Genomic DNA, 21,841 nt, shown 5'->3' with positions numbered 1-21,841 from the left:
TCCTTGGTTTAAACGTCGGTGCCGATCGCGACGAAGGCTGGCTTCGTGCTAAAATATCCTAACAACTTAACACCAACAACAATTGTCCACTGTCAGGAATATGGGGCTTCAGTTAGCTCGCGCGCGTACATCACAAGGGTTTAATTCCATGTATGATTGTCAGAAGATGCGTTTTTTGGCCCGTCCCAATAACTACAATTTAAGAGATCCAAAATGTTGAACCTATTGTCTCGGAGCTGGATGTTGCTCTTTCTATTGGTAGCATCTGTCGCGCTGACAGTCGCTTTTGCATCTGTCCGAGTTCAATTGGATGGCGCGATGTTGGATTTCATGATGAATGGAACCCAAGCCCGCACCCATTTGGCCAGTATGTCGCCAGAGCAGAAGGACACGCACTTCTGGGCAACTGTATTGCATGACACAGCCTATCCTCTTGCATATGGTGGGTTCCTCATCGGAGCGATCTGGCGCTTTGGCGGCGACCTGCGCAAATGGTTCGTGGTGCCCGCAATTGCTGCCCCTTTTCTAGACTTGCTCGAGAATTTTGTTCAAGCACTCGCGCTATCTGGAAACGCCACATTTTTGGGCTTAAAGAGCCTATTAACACCAGCCAAGTTCGGTTGCATTTTTTTGGCTTTTGTTTTGCTGGTGACTTGCTTGGGGATCGCTGGCTACAAGCGTCTGAGGGCGTAGTGGCAGAGGGCACCCAACCTATGCGCTTGCACTGAACGACAGCGTTCTAACAAATGTGCACCTAGTGCCTTACCTCTGCAATACGATCAAAAACGACCATTTGTCGAACGGTTCCTCGAACCGGACATCGGTGTGCTTTCAACAACGGTCTGAAAAGTCCGCTTAGCTGAAGTGGGTGCAGATTGCAGCTAAGGTCCGCAGGAAGCCCGCAAAGAGGGATGCTGCAAGACGTACGAATGGCTGTTCTGGCAACTCATGCTTGTTCGTTTGTCAGCCCTCTGATGTCGAAGGACAAAACAAAAAGGATAACCCACCACCCAAGAGAGCCAATAGGATGGATGCCTCTAAAGAGTAGATTACTATGCCGGCGTTTAAGTATAGGTTTGCCCAGAAACCAACAAGCGCCGGTAAAAACAGAAATCCGAAGACGGAAAAGCCAGCCGTCAGCCGCTTGCTAAATTCTGCTGACCGTTTCAGGACCTGATTGTTGAGAAATCGCGCCAGAACTCCGCCCATAACAATACCGGCACATGCGCTCCCGAATAAGCTTACGACAAGCACAAGAGCCTTAAGTACAGTCCCAAAGCTTCCATCTAGAACGACGGCAACAATTAACAGAATGAATGCTACCGCAGCTAGCCGCCGAGTATGCTTTGAGTTCTCAATTTTTTCGATCCACGCAATCAACATACGCTTTGCGTACCACGTTGTGCCGTCTTTTGTCATGTTACTTGGGCTGTCGAGTGGGAATAGGGTGAAGCGGTCATTCGAATTCGTGCAGCAAAGGTCTGAATAGTCCCGCATAGCAGATCTTGAGCAAACAGAATGGATTCTGAACTGTTCGCGACTGCAGCGAACGGCGGGTCTTCGCCCATGTTGACCAATGATGCGCCATGGACCAAGGTCGGGTTTCGAGAAATAGCGGTGCAAATTGACGCTAATGATGTTTTGGAAGAAACAGCCTGAACGAAACGCCGAGATCATCCTCAAACGGCGGGTTCCAATCTTGTTCGAAGATGGAATGCGTTCGTGGTTTGGTGGTTATCCTAAGGTTCCTGAAGGAACGTCTTGGCCACGTAATTCCAAAGGTGTGCCGCTTCAATTCATCGCTCAGGTCGCGTGCGAAGATTTCCCCGCAGCGCTTTGGAACGGATTAGGGCCTCGTTCGGGTTCATTGCTACTGTTTGCAAATACGTTTGATCTCGATCGGATTTCTGAAAAAGAAGAGGTTCAAGTCGTGCTGGTCGAAACGGCTGGACCAGAAATGGAGCCACCCGAAGACTGCCCATTCGCTCGCCATGCAATGTTAACTGGCCCGTTAAATAGCCAGGATATTGAACATCCTGGCATCTCCAAACTTTGGCGCAAATGGCCCATTGACTTAATAAACCATGAGTACATGGATACCGACGATCCTGCAGAAAAGCTTTACCCATTTCAGTGCAGTGCGGAAGAAATTTACGGGGCTCCAGTTTCAGACCGATGGATCACAGCAAAAGACTTTGGGCTAGAACAACCGTTGACGTGGCGTGGCGCGCTATACGTCATTGAGAGTATTCTGCACAAAGTGGGCACGCCAGAAAAGTTCAAACGAGACTTTGTCGGTATGAAATTAGCCGTGATCGATGACCCTCCTGAACCGGATCAAACAGGTTTCAACAAAGAGTTTGAGCGCCGCCGCAATGCCAACCCTGACTTCAATGGTGGGGATTGGAGCGCTTGGGGAGCTGCAAGGGTAGCCTTGAATGAAAAGATGAAAGCCGAACGACGCAGCGGATGGCTTGCTCGCGCGCGCCCAGCTCTTGAGGCGAATATCGCTTTGCAGAAACAGCGATATGCTGAAGAAACACAGAAATTGGATGCAAAACGAGAACTGCTTGATGAAGCCGAGATCCAGCGTAGGGAATTCCATTTGAAGCACCGTGCAGATAGCGCGAAGGAGATGGAACAAAATCTCGGTTACATCGACGATCTCCTAGCGGCCTACCAAGGTGCCGATGGAGAGGAAAGATTGAGTGCAGAATTCAAGGATCTAGGCGAAGCGCACCTAATGCGCGGTAATCGCATGATCCAGCGGCTAGCAGACCTAAAACTGAGCTTACTTGATCGTGATCTTGATAGCCCACTTTCGGAAGAAGATTGGGGTCAAATTAAACGTATTTGGGAAGACACCGCCGGACTCATATGGCAGAAGCATAGTAATAAACTTGTTCAAAAGGTTGAACACAAGTTCGATGTGCAACGGTTCATTGAGCCAGCCATCCGTGAAGACCTCTTGGATCTTTACACTGGTGACAATGTAGCCGACGTTCAGCTGGGACGTGCTTTGATCGCTGGTATGGAAACAAGGGTTCGGTCCTTAGGACGAGGAGCTCGTCACCAGATTGGGGGACAGCTCATCCCAATCCAATCCGAACTCAGCCAAGAGACATCCAGAGTTTTGTTGTTTCAAATTTCGACTGATCTCTCGCTTGGATGGCAGTGGGGTGACATGGGTAATCTGTATGTAACAATGTCCAAGACTGATCTAAAATCTGAGCGATTTCAGAATGTGGAAGCATGGCTGGAGTTTCACTGAAGCCATCTTAGCTTTCTTTGAAAGCTATTGAGTGGTGCAATGCATAACAGACACGATAGGCAGACGTTGACGAAGGCTATCGGCCGATTTGCCCGCATATCTGACATCCTAGCCCAAAAATAAGCGGAACGATCGGGTGACCGCTCCGCTTAATCGTGTTTTAGTTTTTCGCTTTGTCGACCATTTTACCGGCTGAAATCCATGGCATCATGCCACGCAGAGTTTCACCGGTTGCTTCGATCTGGTGCTCGTCGTTGATGCGACGTGTGCCTTTAAAGAACGGCTGACCGGATTGGTTTTCAACCATGAAGTCACGCACGAACTTACCAGTTTGAATGTCGGTCAGGATCGCTTTCATGCGGGCCTTGGTTTCGTCGTATGGCAACACGCGTGGGCCAGAGACGTATTCGCCGTACTCAGCCGTGTTCGAGATCGAGTAGTTCATGTTGGCGATGCCGCCTTCATAGATCAGGTCCACGATCAATTTCACTTCGTGCAGGCATTCGAAATAGGCCATTTCAGGCGCATAACCGGCTTCGACCAGTGTTTCAAAACCCATACGGATCAACTCAACCAAGCCACCACACAAAACGGCCTGTTCGCCGAACAGATCAGTTTCGCATTCTTCGCGGAAGTTGGTCTCGATGATGCCGGAACGGCCGCCACCGATGGCGGAACAATAGGACAGACCGATTTCCAGTGCTTTGCCGGATGCGTCTTTGTCTACGGCGACAAGGCACGGCACACCGCCGCCTTTGACGTATTCACCGCGCACTGTGTGGCCGGGGCCTTTAGGGGCCATCATAACGACGTCGATGCCGGGCTTGGGCTCGATCAGGCCAAAGTGCACGTTCAGGCCGTGGGCGAATGCGATAGCGGCGCCTTCGCGGATGTTGTCGTGGACGTATTTCTTGTAAGTTTCGGCCTGCAACTCATCGGGCATGGTGAACATGATCAGGTCGGCCCAAGCGGCAGCTTCGGCGATGCCCATGGTTTTCAGGCCTTCGCCTTCGGCTTTGGCAATCGAGGCAGAGCCTTCGCGCAGAGCAACAACGACGTTTTTCGCGCCGGAATCGCGCAAGTTCAACGCGTGCGCGTGGCCTTGCGAACCGTAGCCGAGAATGGCCACTTTCATGTCTTTGATTAGGTTGATGTCGCAATCGCGGTCATAATATACGCGCATGTCGGTATCCTTTGGTTTGTGTCTGTGGGTGTTATAAGGTTGGGCGCACCATCATGCATGGTTGCATTTTGAGTATTTTTGGAACAATGAAGGAATAGTCATTCGTTCTTTCTCAAATTTGTGAAATATTCATGCTTGACGATACAGATCGCCGTATCCTGCGCCAGTGGCAGGCTGACCCAAGCCTTTCTCCTGCAGAGTTGGCTGAACGCGCCCGCGTGAGTGTCGGGCAACTTGCGCGTAGGCAGGCCAAGCTGCGCGAGGTTGGGGTGGTGAAAGGTGTTGCTGCCGAGGTTGATTGGGCTGCACTGGGCTACGCGGTTGAGGTGTCGTTGCGGGTGACGCTGGACAAGACACAAGGGTCTGCATTTGACGATTTCTTGGCTGAGGCCCGCCGCGTGCCGGAGGTTATCGAGATACAGACTTTTCTGGGCCGTGTTGATGTACGTTTGTCTGTCATTGCGCGCGATATGGCACATTATCAGCACCTTTATCGTCGGCACATCCTGAACCTGCCGCATATCGCGGATATCGAAGCGCTCATGCACGTCGCGCGGATCAAAAGTGATCTGAGGCTGCCGTTATGACGCCACTTGATGACATCGATTTTTCAATCCTGCGTCTTTTAGCCGAAGATGCGGGGCAGGGCGCGGGTGCGATTGGGCGGGCCTGTGGATTGTCGCAACCTGCAACGTGGCGCCGCATTAAACGTCTGCGCGAAGCCGGTGTTGTCCGTGGCCAGCGGCTTTTGTTGGATGCAGAGCGTTTGGGTTTTGGCGTCACAGTGTTTTTGGGCGTGAAGCTGGCCACAAAAGGGCGCGTCAGTCTTGAGGATTTTGAGCGTGCGGTGAGTGCCATCCCTGAGGTACAGACGGTTGAGCATGTTTTGGGTCTATATGATTATCGCCTGCGCGTAGTAGCGCGCGATTTGCCAGATTTTGAACGCGTCTTGCGCCGCCGCATCATGACGTTGCCCGGCGCGGGCGAGGTCGAGGCCAATGTGCTGCTTAGTGAAGAACGTCGCCCCGGGCCCTTGGGGTAAGGGCGCGCGTCTGGGGAAACATCCGTTCCTTTATGCATCGCACTATGGCTGTAATTCGCACAATTTGTTGTCGCGTGGGCTTGGCGTTCGTGCGTCAGGCCCGATATTTGCAGAGTAAATCAGGAGGAACTCCATGCCAGCACTGCTAGATACCGTCGACCCAACCGGCCTTGAGGAATTTTCGGTCGTATTCACTGATCGCTCGCTTAACCACATGAGTGCAGCGTTTCAGGGTGTCATGAACGATATTTCGACGATTCTAAAAGATGTTTACGCCGCGGATGCCGTCGTTGTGGTGCCCGGTGGCGGCACCTTTGGGATGGAAGCGGTGGCCCGTCAGTTCGGGCGAGGCGCAGATGTTTTGGTCGTGCGCAACGGTTGGTTTTCCTACCGTTGGAGCCAAATTTTCGAAATGGGTGGCCTTGCGTCTTCGACCACCGTTTTAAAGGCGCGCCAGACTGGCAATGCACGCCCATCCCCCTTTGAGCCTGTCCCCATTGCTGATGTTGTTGAGGCCATTCGCGCCCAAAAGCCCGATGTCGTGTTTGCGCCACATGTTGAGACCAGCGCCGGTGTCATCTTGCCAGATGACTACATCGCGGCCATGGCGGCTGCGGCACACGATGTTGGTGCGCTGATGGTGCTGGATTGCATCGCTTCGGGCTGTGCTTGGGTCGATATGCGTGGGCTTGGTGTTGATGTGTTGATCTCTGCGCCTCAAAAGGGGTGGAGCGCGTCACCTTGTGCGGGGCTTGTGATGCTGTCTGACCGCGCGGTGGCACGATTGGACGAGACGACGTCGGACAGTTTCGCCATCGATCTTAAGAAATGGCATCAAATCATGCAGGCCTATGAAAATGGCGGGCATGCCTATCATGCGACGATGCCGACGGACGCCTTGCGCGATTTCCGCGACACTATGCAAGAGACGCGGGATTATGGCTTTGACAAACTCAAAAAAGCGCAATGGTCGCTGGGTGATGCTGTGCGCAAGATGATGTCGGACAAGGGTGTGACGTCGGTTGCGGCTGATGGGTTTGGGGCACCTGGGGTTGTGGTGAGTTATACCAATGATCCAGACGTGCAGACGGGTAAGAAATTCGCGGCTCAGGGGATGCAAATTGCGGCCGGTGTCCCGCTACAATGCGATGAACCAGAAGATTTTTGCACGTTCCGCATTGGTTTGTTCGGTCTGGACAAACTTTACGATGTGGACGGCACTTTGGCGCGTTTGGCGCGGGTGGTTGATCAAGTTCTTTAAACTGGCGGGGCGGAGGACACCTCCGCCTTACCCGTGGTGGGTCTTGTAAGGCGGAGGTGTCCTCCGCCCTGCGTTGTTTCAGCGCGCACGGCGTGTGCCCAAGCCCAGCTCCATCAGCGTTTTGCGCACAGGTGCCACCTGATGCAGTGCTGTCAGCCCAAAGGCGCGCGCATCGCGGGCCATTGGTGACTTGGCTTGGCTGGTGCGGTTGAGCAGGTCAATGCCACTGACGCGCATCCGAATGTCGCCCATGCGAGCCTTGTGATAAGCGTCAAGCATCTGCGCGCCCCCCAATCCTTCGGGGCGGGCGGTTGCGAGATCCAGCAGGGTCGTGATGTCTGCAAAGCTCATGTTCAGCCCCTGTGCGCCAATAGGGGGCACCACATGCGCGGCCTCTGCGATCAAGGCAAGACGCGTGCCGCTCAGGCGTTCGGCGTATTGGCTGATGATCGGCCAGATCGTGCGGCGTGACGCAAGCGTGAGCGGCCCAAGCATCTGGCAACTGCGCGTGGTCATCTCGGCCTCAAAGGCGGCAACATCGGATTGCATGCGCGCCATGCTGGCCGCACCGTCGTCCATCCACACAACTGCCGAAGACGGCATGCCATTAAAGTCCGGCAAAGGCACCAGCGTGAACGGCCCGCCGGTTTGGTGGACTTCGGTCGATATGTTTTCATGCGGAATGGGGTGCGTTACGGCAAAGGCCAGTGCTTTTTGCCCATAGCGCTTGGTGGTCACGGGGATGCCTGCCGCGTCGCGCATGGGCGAGGCCCGCCCATCTGCCGCAATCACACATCGCGCCGAGATGCGGGTGCCATCGCTTAGCCCGACGCGGGCCTCAGCAGAGCGCGCCAGCAAGTTGCGCGTGCCAACGCCGGGGCGGAAATCGACGGTTTTCAGGGCCTTAAGCCGTGTTGCCATCTCGCGCCGCAATCGCCAGTTGGGCAGGTTCCAGCCAAAGGGCAGATCAGATACGTCGCTGGCGCGAAACGCTTTAACTTCGCGGGCAGACCCGTCTGTGCCGCCAGCATCCACGATACGCATGACATCCAATGCGGTGGCGTAGGGTTCAAGGGAACCCCACAGGCCCGAAGCCTCAAGCAACGTGCGCGCCGGTTGCAGCATTGCAGTGGTGCGCATATCTGCCCCATCTGCCTCGCGGTCGATCACAGGCGGGGCTGGATCAACACAGATCACGCGAAACCCCGCACTGCCAAAGGCCGCCGCAGCCGTCAGACCCGCAATGCCGCCGCCGGAAATTAGGATGTCGCAGTGGGTTAGATCGCTCATGCTGTACCTCGCTTATCCTTAATTTATGACGTTGGGCGCAAAGGCCAAGGTGGCATCCTGTCCTACCCCAAAATAAGGGCCAAAAATCCGGAAAGATCGTCGGTGTGGTGATGGATGTGGTCATGGGATGCAGGGGTGGGGGCGACGTGCACTGTCTTCATGCCCATCGCGTGTGGCGCTGCAAGATTGCGGGGATCGTCCTCAAACATCGCGCCTGTCGTTGGGTCCAACTTGTCACGGGCAAACACCTGGTCAAACGCGCTTTTTTCGGGTTTGGGCAAATAGTTTGCATGTTCGACGCCATAGACCGCTTCGAACACGCCCGATAGCCCGCGCGCGGCAAGCACTTGTTCGGCATAGGGGGCGGACCCGTTGGTGTATACAATGCGCCGCCCCGGCAGGGACCGGATGCGCGCGGCCAATTCAGGGTCGGGGGTCAGCGCGTCAAAAGAAATGTCATGCACGTCCACAAGATAGGGGTCGGGATCAATGTTATGAACGCGCATCAAACCTGCCAGCGTCGTGCCATAGGTATGGAAATAATGGTGGCGCAGGCGATCCGCCTCGGCCTGATCTACCCCAACGGCGTCCATCACGTAACGCGACATGCGGGTTTCGATCTGATCAAACAAGCGGGCAGAGGGGTGATACAGCGTGTTATCCAAGTCAAAGACCCAATACCGCACATGTTCAAAATCTGATTGCACCATAAAGAACGGTCTAGGGTTCTGCGGTGATGGGTGCAACAGCAATGGGGTTGCGCGCGTCCTATGCTGCACCCTAGTGTGAGACAAAACAATGACTTGTGAAACGCTTATGTCCTCTCAACGCCCGTCAAGCACCGATGCCTATTCGCTTATTCTTGAGGCGATCGATATTGGTACCTATCGCCCCGGCGACCGCCTTGTGGAAAGCGAGCTGGCAGAGCGGTTTGGCGTGTCGCGCACACCGGTGCGCGAGGCGCTGCAACGGTTGGAAACGCAATCGCTGTTGGCGCGCGACGGGCGCAGCTTGATTGTGGCCTCGCTAGATCACAATCAGATGTCTGAACTGTATGTTGTGCGCAGCGAACTTGAAGGATTGGCGGCATCGCTGGCCGCCCGGCACGCCACCCCCGAAGAGGTCCGTATCCTGAGAGAGATGGTCGAAGAAGACAATGCCTTGATCGCTGACCCGGTGGCTTTGTCGCGGGCCAATCGGCGGTTTCACAAGCAGATCCATCTGGCGTCGCACAACCGATATTTGGTGCAACAACTGGATCTGGTGCATCGCACAATGGCTTTGATGGCGACAACCTCACTTGCTGCGGTGGGACGCGGGCAGATCGCGCAATCCGAACATGATGCCATTGTCACGGCGATCGAGGCAAAGGACGAGGCGCGCGCGGCCAAGGCACTGCGCGAACACATCTCGGTCGCGTTTATGACCCGGCTCAAACAGGATGCGACGGCGCGTATGGACGAAAACTAAGCCTTGGATTCGCCGTGGCCGTGTTGGGTTTTGTCCCAGTAGAATGGGTTCGTGACCAATTCATAAAGCGCTTTGTAGGCCGCAAGCGCGCCCAGTGGGAAATAAAATATCAGCGTAACCACCCATGGCAATAAATGCCTGCGGTTTTGGTCTGACACGGCCAATAACCCAATGACGATGTTCAATAATTCAGCGGCAATAAAGAAAAATGCCAACGGCCACAAGACACCGGCGCCCAGCGTCGTGATGACCGGATGCGGCAGGCCAAGGGCAGGCAACCAAAAACTCCAAAGCAAGGGCAGCGTGGCAAATTGTGAAACGGTTGCCAAAAACATCACCTGTAACCCGACAAACCGCACGAACCCAAGATCGCGCAGCAGCGCGATGGGGTCTCGCATGTGCACAAAGTAAGTGACCAAGTACCCTTTCAACCAGCGTGACCGCTGTTTGACCCAAGGCCATGCCCGGCAATTCGCCTCTTCGTAGGTGACGGTGGAGATCAAGTCGGTCGTGTAGCCACTTCGCGCCAAACGGATGCCAAGGTCGGCGTCTTCAGTGACGTTGTGAGCATCCCAGCCGCCGAGTTCTTCCAAGATGTGACGGCGGAAAAACAATGTGGTTCCACCAAGTGGAATAACAAGCCCAAGGCGCGCAACGCCGGGCAACACCAACCGCCACCAACTTGCGTATTCAATTGTAAAACAGCGCGCGATCCAGTTTTGCCGCGGGTTGTAGTAGTCGAGGATACCTTGGACACATGCCACCTTCGGGGCTGCGTTTGCAAAATGGGCAACAACCTTTTCAAGTTGATCGGGTTCTGGCGCGTCTTCGGCATCCCAGACGCCGATAATATCGCCATCACAAAAATCGAGCGCATAGTTGAGCGCGCGTGGTTTGGTGGTGATCGTGCCGTCGTCGGGGACTTCGATCACACGCATCCAATTGGGTAAGTCTGTGCGTTCCAAGGTGGCGCGGGTGATCGAATCTTTGGCTTCGAGAACCAAAATGACTTCGAGCAACGCCTTGGGATAGGTCAACTTTTCCAAGCGACGGATCAACGCTTCGGCGATGCGTTCTTCTTTAAAAAGGGGGACCATGACCGACACGCGCGGTTGGCGGGCAATTGGGATAGGGGCAATTGGTTCCGTGCTTGCCGGAACGCGGTGTGTGACCAGCGCGCCAATCGCAAGTGCCTTGAGGGTTGTGGTCAACGCCAACGTCAACACGGCCCAGCCAATGAGGATCGTTGCAAACCACGCGGGAAAGGCCACTGCCAAAGCCAAGCACGCGACGGCAACGCTGATCCGGTGAAATGTGCCCCATGTGGTACGTGTAGACCATCTGCGGCAGCTCATGCGTTCGGGCGCCTTTGTTACTGCGTTTTGGGCAAGCTCGGCCCCATGCAACACCCCAATTTGTCTGTTTATCTCTTCTTGATTTGCGATCACCGGCAACAATTCTGCAGTATCTGCGGGTAAGGCATCAACCAATGCGCTGATACGATCAGGACGCGATGTGGCCACCAGCAAGGTCGTGCCGATCCATCGCCATGGGACGACCCCGAACCGTTGGCAGATGGTGGCTGAAAACACGTGCGCCATGGACGGGGCAGGCGGGTTTCGGACCAGATTGATAAAGTCTGTATTGTGCTGAATGGCCAATACTTTGTGAACGTCACTGCGCTGCACATGGCCTTCGGCCACAAGGATTTCCCCCAACGGTGCGTCGATCTGACGTTGCGTGGCAAGCGCGCGCAACAGAGTCACTTGATTGATAAACCCTGCATTCACCAACTGCGCCCCGACTGGAAGCGCAGGTTGATTCCAACGCAAAACAGGACGTGGTGCAGAAAGGCGCAGTAAGGGGTCGCTCATGGGGAAGGGTCCGAACCGTTAGATCGGATACCACTTTGTGCACATATTGTTAACGAAGGCTTAAGTTGTAGAAACTGTTAACCAACCTAACCCATATGACGAATGCACTTCGGCAAGCGGGCCTAACAGGTAAATTTAGGCCGCGCGTTCCTGCATCGCAGCTGCAAACCGTTCAAACAGGTAATAGCTGTCTTGCGGGCCGGGACTGGCTTCGGGGTGGTATTGCACCGAATAGACCGGCTTACCGCTGACGCGGATTCCGCAGTTTGAGCCATCAAACAAGGATGTATGCGTTTGAACGACGCCATCAGGCAGGCTTTGGGCGTCAACGGCAAACCCGTGGTTCATCGAGGTAATTTCAACCTTGCCCGTGTCATGGTCTTTGACCGGATGGTTCGCGCCGTGGTGACCGTGGTTCATCTTTATTGTCTTGGCCCCAAGGGCAAGGGCCAGCATCTGGTGACCAAGGCAAATGCCAAAAACAGGCAGATCCTGTGCCAGAACTTCGCGGATCATCGGCACGGCGTATTCCCCAGTGGCGGCTGGATCACCCGGACCGTTGGACAAAAAGATGCCGTCAGGGTTGTGGGCCATGACCTCTTCGGCTGTTGCGGTGGCTGGCAGCACAGTGACGTCGCAACCCGCAGAAGCAAGGCAGCGCAGGATGTTGCGTTTGGCGCCATAATCGATGGCGACGACTTTGTGTTTCGGCGCGGTCTGAGGCGTGTAGCCGTCGGGCCAGGCCCAACGCATTTCGTTCCAGCGATAAGATTGCGCGCATGTGACGTCCTTCGCCAGATCCATGCCCTCAAGTCCGGCAAAGCCGCGCGCGGCAGCGACCAAAGCGTCGGTGTCAAAGTTCCCATCGGGATCATGGGCGAGCGCCACGTGCGGGGCACCGGCTTGCCGGATGGCGCGGGTCAAGCGGCGCGTGTCGACGCCTCCGATCGCGATCCGACCGCGCGAGGCCAGCCAGTTCGACAATTCTTCGACGGCGCGCCAGTTTGACGACACTGTGGGCATCCATTTGACGACCATGCCGCTGGCGACTGGATCGCCGGTTTCATCGTCTTCTGGGTTCACACCAGTATTGCCGATATGGGGGAAGGTGAAGGTAACGATCTGTCCGGCATAAGACGGATCGGTCATGATTTCCTGATAGCCGGTCATGGCTGTGTTGAAACACAGTTCGGCCTCTGTTTGGCCCGTGGCCCCGAACCCCGTACCATAAAAAAGGGTGCCATCGGCAAGGGCAAGGCAGGCGGTCGGAGTGGTCGGAGCGGACAGGGTCATGGCATAAACCTTTGCGAGCAGGATGGGGCAAAAACAGGCGCGTGGCGGCAAATTGCGCGGAAACTAATGCCAGCGCATCGTGGGGTCAAGCGGGATTGCGAATTTGTAGTTTGCAGTGATTTCAATGGGTTACGCTGATCTTGGTGGCTTGCCACCTGATGGACCTTGGCATATGTATGGTTCCTTAACACGTGACCATGGGGATGGACATCACATATGGATTTGCGCAACAAGATCTCGGCCGCTTTGAAGCAGGCGATGAAAGACAAGGATGCAGAACGTTTGTCGACGCTGCGCCTTATCAACGCTGCGATCAAAGACAAGGACATCGATGCCCGCGCCGCCGGACAAGATGATGGTGTGCCGGACAGCGAAGTGCTTGCGATTCTTGGGAAAATGTCCAAGCAGCGCGTTGAAAGCGCACGCACCTACGAAGAGGGCAATCGCCTTGATCTGGCGGAACGTGAGTTGGGCGAGATCAAAGTGATTGAAGAATTCCTACCCCAGCAATTGGATGAGGCCGCCAGCGCCAAGGCTGTGGATGCCGCCATTGCAGAAGTCGGGGCCGGCAGTATCCGTGACATGGGTAAAGTGATGGGTGTTCTGAAAACCAAATACATGGGCCAGATGGATTTTGGCGCGGTGGGCCCGATGGTGAAGGATCGGTTGTGTAAGTGACCGTTATGGCGCAGGAACCTGCGCCTTACGTGGCTTGGCTGCCTTTAGCTTTTGAACGCACGAACCAGATCGTCGTAAAGCGCAATCCGCTCTTCCTCACTAAGGAAGGCGCCGATCTCGACTTCGCGGCCTTTGCCTTTCAATGTAATGTAATGGGGCACAGGCCCTTCGCTGTCGTATTTGGTCACTTGCGCCCAATACCGATTGCAATCCCATGTTTGGGTATCGAAGTTCGGGTTGGTGCGAATGAGTTGGGCTGTGTCCTGAGTGAGGGTGAGGACCTCGGTGATTTGTAGCTGTTTGTGATTGCGTTGCAGGGCAAAATAGATGCCCCAAACAGACAAAAGCAGGAAAGGCAGCAAGATCCAAAGAAGCGGCGTACCGAGAAGTGCAAAAGCTGGGATCAGGATCAACGTGAATGTCGCAAGGACAAAGGCGGCCATGCCGCGTGCAGGCAGGCTTTCATGCGGTTTAAGGTGCATGACTTCAGTTGGTGCGTTTGGTTCACTGGTCCAATGGTAGGGCAATTGGGGGTGGCCGAAAGTTTGATTGTGATGTGTCGTTGATAGCAGGGTTTTGGTTCGATTGTGATGCGACACAATTGATCAAGCAGTGGGTGCTTTCACGCGGCTGACACTACACCATCTTTCTAAGTCGAGATGTCGGCGGGTGGTCCGAATTCTTGCTGTTTGCCTGCAGGGCCAATAAGAGATTACATCAAAATCACGTCTAGCAGGAGCATTTCGTGCCGAATTTTGATGAAGTTATTTCAAATCGCAAGATACGAGCGCTTCGGCACTCGCACCCCTATCGAAATCTTAGAGATGCGGCGGACCAATGCAAAGAAGCAGGACGAGATTTGCTCGAAAACGCGACAGCTGGCACACATTCGAAACTTCTGGAGCGAAGTGTCGTCATTACGTTCGTGACGCATGTCGAGGTCTATTTTAGGGACATGCTTGACGCCATTTTTAGGCAATGTTCCCCAGATTTTTTTGTCCCAAAACTAAAGCAGATTCACAACATTAAGTATGATATCGAAGACTTGATTGACATCTATAAGCGGCAGATTCATCCACTTGAATTGGTTTCGAGCGATGCCTCATTTCAAAATACCGACAAGATTGAAAAGACTTTTTCAAAATTTCTTGGAAAGAGTGTTTGGGGCGAAGCTATCGGTCAAAAAATACGAATAAAGGATCGCCCAGAGACCACAGTCTGCTTTGAGCCGGAATACCTAAACAGCCTAAAGAGAATTTTTTCTCTTCGCCATGAGTTAGTTCACAACCCAAGACAAGACTTCCTTCTCAACACAAAAATTCTAAAAGACATTGATAACTCTGACGGCCTGCTCCTGGCGGTCGATGTCGTCCTTTGTCAGATGTTAGCCGAGCACGTCGATCCAGAACTGATTGAGTCGGGTGAGGAGGATTAATAGCGATTAGCTGGCACTTGGTTTAGAAGTTTTGTGCCAAAGAATTTCCGAAATTGTGGGCCCGTCAATTCCTACGTCTTGCGGCAAACCGGCCACGCCGCGTTCCACCCAGAATCTGTCAAATTGGCCTCGGAGCATACATTGAGCAACCAATTGCCGTCGACAGTTTGAAAACTATAAGCTTCTCCTAAGCAAAAGGGCCCCAACCATAGTTGGAGCCCCTTTTTTTATCTCAACTTAAGGCCAGTCAATGGCCCGGTTGTTTGTCCCACTCCGACTGCTTGGGCAGGATTTCGAACGTGTGCTCTGGTGGTGGGCACGGCAGTGTCCATTCCAGTGTGTCAGCATATTCGTTCCATGGGTTGTTCTGCGTGACCTTCGCGCCTTTGAGCAATGACCAGATGATCACGCCAAAGAAGAACAGGAAGGATGCAAAGCTTAGGAACGCGCCCCAGCTTGACCATACATTCCAGTAGGCGAACGCCTCGGGGTAGTCGATGTAGCGGCGTGGCATGCCCTGACGACCCAAGAAGTGCTGTGGGAAGAAGGTCAGGTTTGCACCGATAAACATCGCCCAGAAGTGCAGTTTGCCTGCCCATTCAGGGTACATGCGGCCTGTCATTTTCGGGAAGTAAAAGTAGATCCCGGCAAAGATACAGAACACGGCGCCAAGGCTCATCACATAGTGGAAGTGCGCCACAACATAATAGGTGTCGTGATAATAGCGATCGACCGCAGCCTGCGACAGCACGATCCCAGTGACACCACCAAGGGTGAACAAGAACAGGAAGCCAAAGGCCCACAGCATTGGTGTTTTCAACTCGACCGAGCCGCCCCACATGGTCGCGATCCAGCTAAAGATCTTGACCCCTGTGGGTACCGCAATGACCATCGTCGCCAGCATGAAATAGGCTTGCTGGTTCAGCGACATGCCAACCGTGTACATGTGGTGCGCCCACACGACAAAGCCCAACACGCCAATCGCGATCAACGCCCAGACCATCGGCAGATAGCCAAACACAGGCTTGCGCGAGAACGTGGCAATGATGTGCGAGATGATGCCAAAACCGGGCAGGATGATGATGTACACTTCGGGGTGACCAAAGAACCACAGAATGTGTTGGTACAGCACCGGATCGCCGCCACCGGCAGGATCAAAGAAAGCGAAACCAAAGTTACGGTCCATCAACAACATGGTAATCGCGCCCGCCAATACAGGCAAAGACAGCAAGATCAGCCAGCTTGTGACAAAGATCGACCATGAAAACAGCGGCACTTTGAACATCGACATGCCGGGGGCACGCATGTTCAAGAATGTCGTGATCATGTTGATCGCGCCAAGGATCGAAGACGCCCCTGAAACGTGTACCGCAAAGATGGCAAGGTCCATCGACATGCCGCCCTCGGATGTGGAAAGCGGTGGGTAAAGAACCCAACCCACGCCCGACCCAAGCTGGCCGTTACCGCCCGGTGTTAGCACCGAACAGACCGCCAAAGTGGTGCCCGCAACGTACAACCAGAACGACAGGTTGTTCATCCGTGGGAACGCCATATCCGGCGCACCGATCTGCAAAGGCATGAAATAGTTGCCAAAACCGCCGAACAACGCCGGGATCACGACAAAGAACATCATCAAGATGCCGTGGCCAGTGATCAAAACGTTCCACAGGTGTCCGTTGGGTGTACAGAATTCGCTGGTCGCAATCAGGCGCGCCCCTTCCATACACATGTATTGAACACCCGGATTCATCAATTCGAGGCGCATGTAGATGGTAAACGCTACCGATACGAACCCGACAAGTGCCGAGACGATCAGGTAAAGAATACCAATGTCTTTGTGGTTTGTGGACATGAACCAGCGGGTAAAGAACCCACGTTCGTCTTCATGCTCGTGCCCGTGAATGGCTGCGTCTGCCATGCGGTGCCTCCTGGCTTATATTAAGGGACGCGCCGGATTCCGTGCGCGTAGATTCCTTGTGGTTCTAGAGACTAGATCGCTCCGCATCAATGGGCGATCCTGACGCAGGTGGGTTGAAATTGTCGCGGGGCGTACATTCCTCGTTTTGACCAGATTGGCCGGTACTTATGCGGATCATAGGCTAGCGGCAGATTTTGGTTAACGATGCATTCAACTGTTAATGCCCGGTTAACTTTTCAGGCGTGCAAAGCAGCTCGATTGTTTCTCAATGCTTCAATTTTCCAGGATTAACACCCGATTGTTTCCAAATGCGGTGACTTTGTCCCGGAAAGGCCTCTTTTGCGCGCGTAGAGGGCCACATTGGTTACCAAATTCCACCGCATTTTTACGGCATCAGTTACAAAACTAAATGGTTCACGCGTGGTGAACAGAAGGTAACTGACGATGGCGACGAACGATAACACCAACCCGGGCACACAAGATGATCAGACGTTCTCTGGCAGCGGGGGTGCGGATACCTTAACTGGCGGGTTTGGATCAGACACGCTTACGGGCGGTGCCGGCAACGATGTGCTAAGCGGGGACGGCCCGGTCGAAGGTGCGTGGCATTTTGAGACCTTTAATCGCGACTTTACCAGCGCAAACGGGCAAGCGTTTGACATCGAGGACACAAGCACAGGGTCAACGTTGACCGGATCTGGCTATGTCACAGATTTCAACGAGGGCGGACTAACCAATTCCGTCAGAGGCGACTCAGCAACGTCAAACCCCGAAAACTTTGGCGCCATCTATACCAGCACGCTGAATACCACTGCAGGCGGGACGTATCGGCTGACGACAAGGTCGGATGACGGATCGACCCTCCAGATTTTTGACAGCAGCGGCAACCCGGTGCAGTTCGACAATCAGACTGGCGGCACGCTCGATTATTTGAACAACGACTTTCATCAGGCATCGACCACGCGCTTTGGCGATGTCGAACTGGATCCGAACGAGACCTATACAATCCAGATCCGATATTGGGAAAACCAAGGCGGGGACACACTGTCGGCCACAATCAGCGGCCCGGATACTGGCAACGTGGCAGAAAACCTGCTGACCAGCGACTTGATCGGCCTGCCGCCGGGGCCAGAGTTTTCTTCGCTTGGCACACCTGCGGGTGTTTTTGGGGACGACAGAATTGATGGCGGCGCTGGCGACGACACGATAACGGGCAACGGTGGCGATGACACGCTGATCGGCGGCGATGATAACGACAGCCTTGATGGCGGCACCGGCGAAGACAGCCTAATGGGCGGTGCCGGGGACGACACACTTGACGGTGGTGCCGGTTCTGACGTGCTTGATGGCGGCGCGGGTGATGATAGCATTGTTGGCGATGTTGAGCCTGAAAGAACTGTGTTATTTTCGGAAGACTTCGAAAACGATGGTGGCGGGTTTTCCAATTCGACCACGGAAACGGACCCGAATTTGGGTGGTGTTCTGGGCCGGTTTGCAGGGGCAGATGGCAGGGTTGCCACGGAACAGACCTTTGCGCTTGATCCTGATGCGGATCAGTTCGAGGTCAACTTTGACGCCCTGCTGCTGGACAGCTGGAACGGCGAAGATTTCATCATCACCATTAACGGCACGGAAGTGTTGGTTCCCTTTCTCGAAGGTGACACTTCCGATCCGGTTAGCCAGACATTTACCGATGTCGATGGCGCCACATACATGCTCGACTTTACCAACACCGCAACGGGTGAGTTGGGCTTTTCCACAGGCACCTTGGACACGATCCTTGCCGTTCAGATCACAATCGACAACCCGCCAGCCTCATTTACGATCGGCTTTGGGGCTGATCTGAACAGCACCCTCGACAATGAGAGCTTTGCGATCGACAATTTCGAAGTCGTGCGCATTGAGGCCAGCGATGATACGCTGACAGGCGGTACCGGTGATGACACGCTGGACGGTGGTGTGGGTGACGATTCACTTGACGGCGGTCAAGACAACGACACGTTGGACGGGGGGGGCGGTGACGACACTCTGACAGGCGGTGACGGGAATGACACATTCCTTTACACAGCCGACGGCAGCGATGACGTCATTACTGACTTCAATTTTGGGAACTCTGGCACAGTCGCAGATGGTGACCAAACCAACAACGATTTCATCGACCTGAACCCGTTTTACTCCGATCTCGATGAGTTGCGGGCGGACTTGGACGATGACGGTGTCCTGAACCAGTCAACGGGCGACTTTTCCGACAACACTTCTCTGAACGGTGGTTCGTTGACCCTAAATGGTGTCACTTCGGCTGATCTGACCGAAGAAAATACCAACGTAGCCTGTTTTACGGCAGGTGTTTTGATTGAAACCGAAGATGGTCCAGTGCCTGTCGAGCAGTTGCAACGTGGAATGCGCCTGCGCACAGTTGACGGCGGCCTGCGTCCTGTGCGTGCCCTTATGCGCCGCACTGTGGATGGAAATGGTGATCTTGCGCCGATCCGAATTTGTGCGGGCGCGTTGGACAACGAGCGCGACTTGCTGGTGTCCCCGGCGCATCGCATGTTGATTTCTGACTGGCGGGCCGAGATGTTGTTTGGTCTGGACGAGGTTCTTGTCAGCGCCGTCAATTTGGTGCGTGGCGACATGATCGTGCGGGTTCCGATGGCGCGTGTGACCTATTTCCACATCTTGCTGGATCGCCACGAAATCATTTTTGCCGAAGGGGCGGCCACCGAAAGCTTCCACTTGACCCGCGAGGCTGTCGATGATGTTGAATTTGGCGATGCCGAAGAAGGTGCCGTGGCCTCTGAAATTTCCCGACTGTTTCCAGAGCTATTGCAATGTGCCAGCCGCTGCGCGCGCCCTGTGATTAAAGGCTATGAAGCGCGGGCCTTGTCAGGGATGCTTTAGGGCGATCAATCACCAAACACTGCGCCAAAACTCTGGCGCAGGGCGACATCCACATCATCCATCGTCACAGGCAAGCCCAGATCGACAAGGCTGGTCACTCCGTGATCTGTGATGCCGCAGGGCACGATGCCGTCAAAATGGCCAAGGTCAGGTTCGACATTGATCGATAGCCCGTGAAAACTGACCCATTTGCGCAAGCGAATACCAATGGCGGCGATTTTGTCTTCGGCCATCTGCCCGCCGGGCAAGGGGGGCTTGTCGGGCCGTTCGACCCAAACACCCACTCGCCCATCGCGGATGTGTCCGGTGATGTTAAAGGTGTCCAGCGTCGCGATCACCCAAGTTTCAAGGTCCTGCACAAATGCACGCACGTCGTGCCCACGTTTGCCAACATCGAGCAAAGTATAGGCGACGCGTTGGCCCGGTCCGTGATAGGTATACTGCCCGCCGCGCCGGGTTTGGTGCACAGGAAAGCGGTCTGGGTCCGTTAGATCCACAGCTTTGGCCGACGTGCCGGCCGTATACAGGGCAGGGTGCTCAAGCAGCCAAATGCACTCTTCGGCCTCGCCTGCAGCGATGGCGGTGGCGCGTGCCTCCATCCAGCTTTCCGCGTCGCGGTAATCCGTCAGGCCCGGTGTTGTGATCCATTCAACCATATGCAGTTCAGGGCAGCAGCCCGGCCTCTTTTATTTTGGCGACATTGGCGCGGCTGACGGGAATATCGGTGCCCGTGCGCATAGTCAGGATTGCGCGATCACCTTCGCGGCGGGCGGTTGTCACGTGATCAAACGCGGCCCAGTGTGAACGATGGACTTGTGTACCTTTTGTGTCCCCCACCTCGGCAATGGCATCTGATAGGCGCATCAGGATCAGGTCCTCGGCGTGCGTTGTTTGAACGCGAACGTAGTGGTCTTCGACCGAAAGCGCCACAAGGGGGCCGCGCTTGTCCAAGGGTAAACGATCAAGGATGCGGACCGGGTTTGATACAATTTCAACTGGGGTCGATTGGCGATGTACTGTGGCCAGCACCACCGAGACAATGACCGCAATCGCAAAGTTGGTTCCCAAAAACGCAGGTAGGCTGTTGCGATCGGGAAGCCAGCCATAAACGATATAGTTGACCACCAACAGCACAAGCAGAATAGCCACGCCCGTCGCAAGCGCAGTAACCGCAAGATGCACCCAAAAGCCAAATCGGGCCAAGGGACGTTTCAACATGGCATCACATAGTGTCCCGGCGCTGTAAGTCAGCAAGACGGTGATCAGCCAATAGACAATGCGCGGCAGTAACGTCAGGCGCACATCGGTGCCGAACGGGCCTGCGACACCCAAGACCAAACCAACGCCCAAAATCGCCACCAGCGTCGCCGGATGCCCCATATGGGCACGCCATTCACGAAGCGCGGATTGCGGATAGCTGTCACTCACGAAGCGGACCTCTTGTTTGGCGCAATCGCGATGGCGGGGCTGCGCGACCCTTGTCTAGCTGAGGGCCAATCCACTGCGCAACTCGAAAGGTCCGCCCCCATGTCCGTCACGATCCTACCACTGCTAGAGGCCAGCCCGGTTATCCAATTCCACGTAGCGTCAGCCAGCACAGCCTTGCTGCTTGGCCCCTTGGCGCTTTATCGCAAACGCCGTGACCGTTTGCACAAGGTCACAGGCTATGTGTGGGTGCTGGCCATGGGGATCGCCGCGCTGTCGTCGTTTTGGATTCACGACTTTCCAGTGATCGGCCCCTTTAGCCCGATTCATCTGTTGGCAGTGCTGGCGCTGTGGTCTTTGTTTAAGGGCATGCACCATGTATTTGTCGGGCGCATCCGCGAACATGAGATCGTGATGCGCAGCCTTTATATGAACGGGTTGCTGGTTGCAGGCACGTTCAATTTTTTGCCCGGACGTGTCACCAACCGTATGGTTTTTGCTGAAGCGCCGCTCCTTGGGTACGTGGTGATGGCGCTGGGCCTCAGCGCCATCGTGGTCATGGGGTTGCGCCGCCGACGCGCGCTTAAGCGGCTTGCTCTTGGGCCACGCGTTGCAGCAGTTGGGCGTAGTTCTCTGCCCCTTGCGCGCCCGTAACCAGATATTTGCTGTCAAACACCATCGACGGCACACCCGAAACCCCGCGTGAGGTCCAAAATTGTTGTTTCTCGCGCACGGTATCCACCAAGGCACCGTCTTCCAGCACTTTAGTCGCCGCGTCCCGGTCAAGGCCAACGCTTACG

General features: G+C 54.8%; 21 protein-coding genes. 10 read left to right on the top strand and 11 right to left on the bottom strand.

The features are described from left to right. Nucleotides 1–318: 318 nt before the first annotated feature. Nucleotides 319–693 carry a hypothetical protein gene (locus tag ABJF76_RS04185; protein ID WP_413819518.1) on the top strand — a complete coding sequence of 125 codons (375 nt, stop codon included), beginning with the start codon at nt 319–321 and terminating at the stop codon, nt 691–693. Nucleotides 694–963: 270 nt separating this feature from the next. Here the strand turns inward: ABJF76_RS04185 and ABJF76_RS04180 are convergent, their stop codons facing one another. Continuing rightward, on the bottom strand, nt 964–1,419 hold the full coding sequence (locus ABJF76_RS04180; protein ID WP_413819517.1) for a hypothetical protein: 456 nt from the start codon (nt 1,417–1,419) through the stop codon (nt 964–966). A 217-nt stretch (nt 1,420–1,636) separates the two neighbouring features. On the opposite strand from ABJF76_RS04180, the gene ABJF76_RS04175 reads away from it, so the two are divergent. After that, nucleotides 1,637–3,271, top strand: coding sequence for a DUF1963 domain-containing protein (locus ABJF76_RS04175; protein ID WP_413819516.1), 1,635 nt, complete (start codon nt 1,637–1,639; stop codon nt 3,269–3,271). A gap of 160 nt (nt 3,272–3,431) precedes the next feature. Here the strand turns inward: ABJF76_RS04175 and ilvC are convergent, their stop codons facing one another. Beyond that, a complete protein-coding gene (ilvC, locus tag ABJF76_RS04170; protein ID WP_413819515.1) occupies nt 3,432–4,454 on the bottom strand; it encodes a ketol-acid reductoisomerase in 1,023 nt (340 codons plus the stop codon). A 131-nt stretch (nt 4,455–4,585) separates the two neighbouring features. Between ilvC and ABJF76_RS04165 the strand changes: the two genes are divergently transcribed. The 3 genes from ABJF76_RS04165 (at nt 4,586) to ABJF76_RS04155 (ending at nt 6,757) form a co-directional block, all read left to right on the top strand. After that, nucleotides 4,586–5,041 (top strand): Lrp/AsnC family transcriptional regulator, encoded by a 456-nt coding sequence (locus ABJF76_RS04165; protein ID WP_413819514.1) that lies wholly within the window; start codon nt 4,586–4,588, stop codon nt 5,039–5,041. After that, nucleotides 5,038–5,496, top strand: coding sequence for an Lrp/AsnC family transcriptional regulator (locus tag ABJF76_RS04160; protein WP_413819513.1), 459 nt, complete (start codon nt 5,038–5,040; stop codon nt 5,494–5,496). The genes ABJF76_RS04165 and ABJF76_RS04160 overlap by 4 nt, the downstream gene beginning before the upstream one ends. A 133-nt stretch (nt 5,497–5,629) precedes the next feature. Beyond that, nucleotides 5,630–6,757: an aminotransferase class V-fold PLP-dependent enzyme gene (locus tag ABJF76_RS04155; protein WP_413819512.1), complete on the top strand. Its 1,128-nt coding sequence runs from the start codon at nt 5,630–5,632 to the stop codon at nt 6,755–6,757. Between the two features lie 78 nt (nt 6,758–6,835). Here ABJF76_RS04155 and ABJF76_RS04150 read toward each other — a convergent pair whose 3' ends face one another. Both ABJF76_RS04150 and ABJF76_RS04145 read right to left on the bottom strand, forming a co-directional pair. Beyond that, nucleotides 6,836–8,047 carry a UbiH/UbiF family hydroxylase gene (locus ABJF76_RS04150; RefSeq protein ID WP_413819511.1) on the bottom strand — a complete coding sequence of 404 codons (1,212 nt, stop codon included), beginning with the start codon at nt 8,045–8,047 and terminating at the stop codon, nt 6,836–6,838. A 62-nt stretch (nt 8,048–8,109) separates the two neighbouring features. Then, entirely contained in the window at nt 8,110–8,757 is a 648-nt protein-coding gene (locus ABJF76_RS04145) for a pyrimidine 5'-nucleotidase (RefSeq protein WP_413819510.1), read from the bottom strand. Between the two features lie 106 nt (nt 8,758–8,863). Here ABJF76_RS04145 and ABJF76_RS04140 point away from each other — a divergent pair, with 106 nt between their 5' ends. Continuing rightward, nucleotides 8,864–9,517 (top strand): GntR family transcriptional regulator, encoded by a 654-nt coding sequence (locus ABJF76_RS04140; protein WP_413819509.1) that lies wholly within the window; start codon nt 8,864–8,866, stop codon nt 9,515–9,517. Here ABJF76_RS04140 and ABJF76_RS04135 read toward each other — a convergent pair. Beyond that, entirely contained in the window at nt 9,514–11,391 is a 1,878-nt protein-coding gene (locus ABJF76_RS04135; protein ID WP_413819508.1) for a glycosyltransferase family 2 protein, read from the bottom strand. The two genes, ABJF76_RS04140 and ABJF76_RS04135, sit on opposite strands and share 4 nt — an antisense overlap. A gap of 135 nt (nt 11,392–11,526) precedes the next feature. Beyond that, nucleotides 11,527–12,684, bottom strand: coding sequence for a glutamine-hydrolyzing carbamoyl-phosphate synthase small subunit (carA, locus tag ABJF76_RS04130; protein ID WP_413819507.1), 1,158 nt, complete (start codon nt 12,682–12,684; stop codon nt 11,527–11,529). Nucleotides 12,685–12,900: 216 nt separating this feature from the next. Here carA and ABJF76_RS04125 point away from each other — a divergent pair, with 216 nt between their 5' ends. Continuing rightward, nucleotides 12,901–13,362 (top strand): GatB/YqeY domain-containing protein, encoded by a 462-nt coding sequence (locus ABJF76_RS04125; protein ID WP_413819506.1) that lies wholly within the window; start codon nt 12,901–12,903, stop codon nt 13,360–13,362. Between the two features lie 44 nt (nt 13,363–13,406). On the opposite strand, the gene ABJF76_RS04120 is transcribed toward ABJF76_RS04125, so the two are convergent. Next, entirely contained in the window at nt 13,407–13,889 is a 483-nt protein-coding gene (locus ABJF76_RS04120; RefSeq protein ID WP_413819505.1) for a DUF2244 domain-containing protein, read from the bottom strand. 218 nt (nt 13,890–14,107) lie between these two features. Between ABJF76_RS04120 and ABJF76_RS04115 the strand changes: the two genes are divergently transcribed. Next, entirely contained in the window at nt 14,108–14,797 is a 690-nt protein-coding gene (locus ABJF76_RS04115) for a HEPN domain-containing protein (RefSeq protein ID WP_413819504.1), read from the top strand. Nucleotides 14,798–15,044: 247 nt separating this feature from the next. Here ABJF76_RS04115 and ctaD read toward each other — a convergent pair whose 3' ends face one another. After that, nucleotides 15,045–16,715, bottom strand: a complete 1,671-nt coding sequence (gene ctaD, locus ABJF76_RS04110; protein WP_413819503.1) for a cytochrome c oxidase subunit I — start codon at nt 16,713–16,715, stop codon at nt 15,045–15,047. 444 nt (nt 16,716–17,159) lie between these two features. On the opposite strand from ctaD, the gene ABJF76_RS04105 reads away from it, so the two are divergent. After that, on the top strand, nt 17,160–19,616 hold the full coding sequence (locus tag ABJF76_RS04105) for a Hint domain-containing protein (protein WP_413819502.1): 2,457 nt from the start codon (nt 17,160–17,162) through the stop codon (nt 19,614–19,616). Nucleotides 19,617–19,621: 5 nt separating this feature from the next. Here the strand turns inward: ABJF76_RS04105 and lipB are convergent, their stop codons facing one another. After that, nucleotides 19,622–20,272 (bottom strand): lipoyl(octanoyl) transferase LipB, encoded by a 651-nt coding sequence (gene lipB, locus ABJF76_RS04100; protein WP_413819501.1) that lies wholly within the window; start codon nt 20,270–20,272, stop codon nt 19,622–19,624. 7 nt (nt 20,273–20,279) lie between these two features. Further along, nucleotides 20,280–21,044 (bottom strand): LytTR family DNA-binding domain-containing protein, encoded by a 765-nt coding sequence (locus tag ABJF76_RS04095; protein ID WP_413819500.1) that lies wholly within the window; start codon nt 21,042–21,044, stop codon nt 20,280–20,282. A 99-nt stretch (nt 21,045–21,143) separates the two neighbouring features. Here ABJF76_RS04095 and ABJF76_RS04090 point away from each other — a divergent pair, with 99 nt between their 5' ends. After that, nucleotides 21,144–21,695, top strand: coding sequence for a DUF2306 domain-containing protein (locus ABJF76_RS04090; RefSeq protein ID WP_413819499.1), 552 nt, complete (start codon nt 21,144–21,146; stop codon nt 21,693–21,695). On the opposite strand, the gene ABJF76_RS04085 is transcribed toward ABJF76_RS04090, so the two are convergent. Further along, on the bottom strand, nt 21,625–21,841 hold a 217-nt coding region (locus ABJF76_RS04085), incomplete at its 5' end, for a DsbA family oxidoreductase (RefSeq protein ID WP_413822514.1). The two genes, ABJF76_RS04090 and ABJF76_RS04085, sit on opposite strands and share 71 nt — an antisense overlap.

Origin of the sequence: Tateyamaria sp. (assembly GCF_039940735.1) — a bacterium.
Classification (GTDB): Bacteria; Pseudomonadota; Alphaproteobacteria; order Rhodobacterales; family Rhodobacteraceae; genus Tateyamaria.
The sequence above is the reverse complement of the archived record's forward strand: the minus strand, read 5'-3'. Positions and strand labels throughout refer to the sequence as shown.

Excerpts from the sequence above, each read along its gene's own strand:
- ABJF76_RS04145 (WP_413819510.1), bottom strand. The coding sequence starts at position 8,757 with ATGGTGCAATCAGATTTTGAACATGTGCGGTATTGGGTCTTTGACTTG.
- ABJF76_RS04180 (WP_413819517.1), bottom strand. The coding sequence starts at position 1,419 with ATGACAAAAGACGGCACAACGTGGTACGCAAAGCGTATGTTGATTGCG.
- ABJF76_RS04090 (WP_413819499.1), top strand. The coding sequence starts at position 21,144 with ATGTCCGTCACGATCCTACCACTGCTAGAGGCCAGCCCGGTTATCCAA.
- ABJF76_RS04140 (WP_413819509.1), top strand. The coding sequence starts at position 8,864 with ATGTCCTCTCAACGCCCGTCAAGCACCGATGCCTATTCGCTTATTCTT.
- ABJF76_RS04185 (WP_413819518.1), top strand. The coding sequence starts at position 319 with ATGTTGGATTTCATGATGAATGGAACCCAAGCCCGCACCCATTTGGCC.
- lipB (WP_413819501.1), bottom strand. The coding sequence starts at position 20,272 with ATGGTTGAATGGATCACAACACCGGGCCTGACGGATTACCGCGACGCG.
- ABJF76_RS04165 (WP_413819514.1), top strand. The coding sequence starts at position 4,586 with ATGCTTGACGATACAGATCGCCGTATCCTGCGCCAGTGGCAGGCTGAC.
- ilvC (WP_413819515.1), bottom strand. The coding sequence starts at position 4,454 with ATGCGCGTATATTATGACCGCGATTGCGACATCAACCTAATCAAAGAC.
- ctaD (WP_413819503.1), bottom strand. The coding sequence starts at position 16,715 with ATGGCAGACGCAGCCATTCACGGGCACGAGCATGAAGACGAACGTGGG.
- ABJF76_RS04175 (WP_413819516.1), top strand. The coding sequence starts at position 1,637 with ATGTTTTGGAAGAAACAGCCTGAACGAAACGCCGAGATCATCCTCAAA.
- ABJF76_RS04155 (WP_413819512.1), top strand. The coding sequence starts at position 5,630 with ATGCCAGCACTGCTAGATACCGTCGACCCAACCGGCCTTGAGGAATTT.
- ABJF76_RS04150 (WP_413819511.1), bottom strand. The coding sequence starts at position 8,047 with ATGAGCGATCTAACCCACTGCGACATCCTAATTTCCGGCGGCGGCATT.
- carA (WP_413819507.1), bottom strand. The coding sequence starts at position 12,684 with ATGACCCTGTCCGCTCCGACCACTCCGACCGCCTGCCTTGCCCTTGCC.
- ABJF76_RS04125 (WP_413819506.1), top strand. The coding sequence starts at position 12,901 with ATGGATTTGCGCAACAAGATCTCGGCCGCTTTGAAGCAGGCGATGAAA.
- ABJF76_RS04160 (WP_413819513.1), top strand. The coding sequence starts at position 5,038 with ATGACGCCACTTGATGACATCGATTTTTCAATCCTGCGTCTTTTAGCC.
- ABJF76_RS04135 (WP_413819508.1), bottom strand. The coding sequence starts at position 11,391 with ATGAGCGACCCCTTACTGCGCCTTTCTGCACCACGTCCTGTTTTGCGT.
- ABJF76_RS04105 (WP_413819502.1), top strand. The coding sequence starts at position 17,160 with ATGGCGACGAACGATAACACCAACCCGGGCACACAAGATGATCAGACG.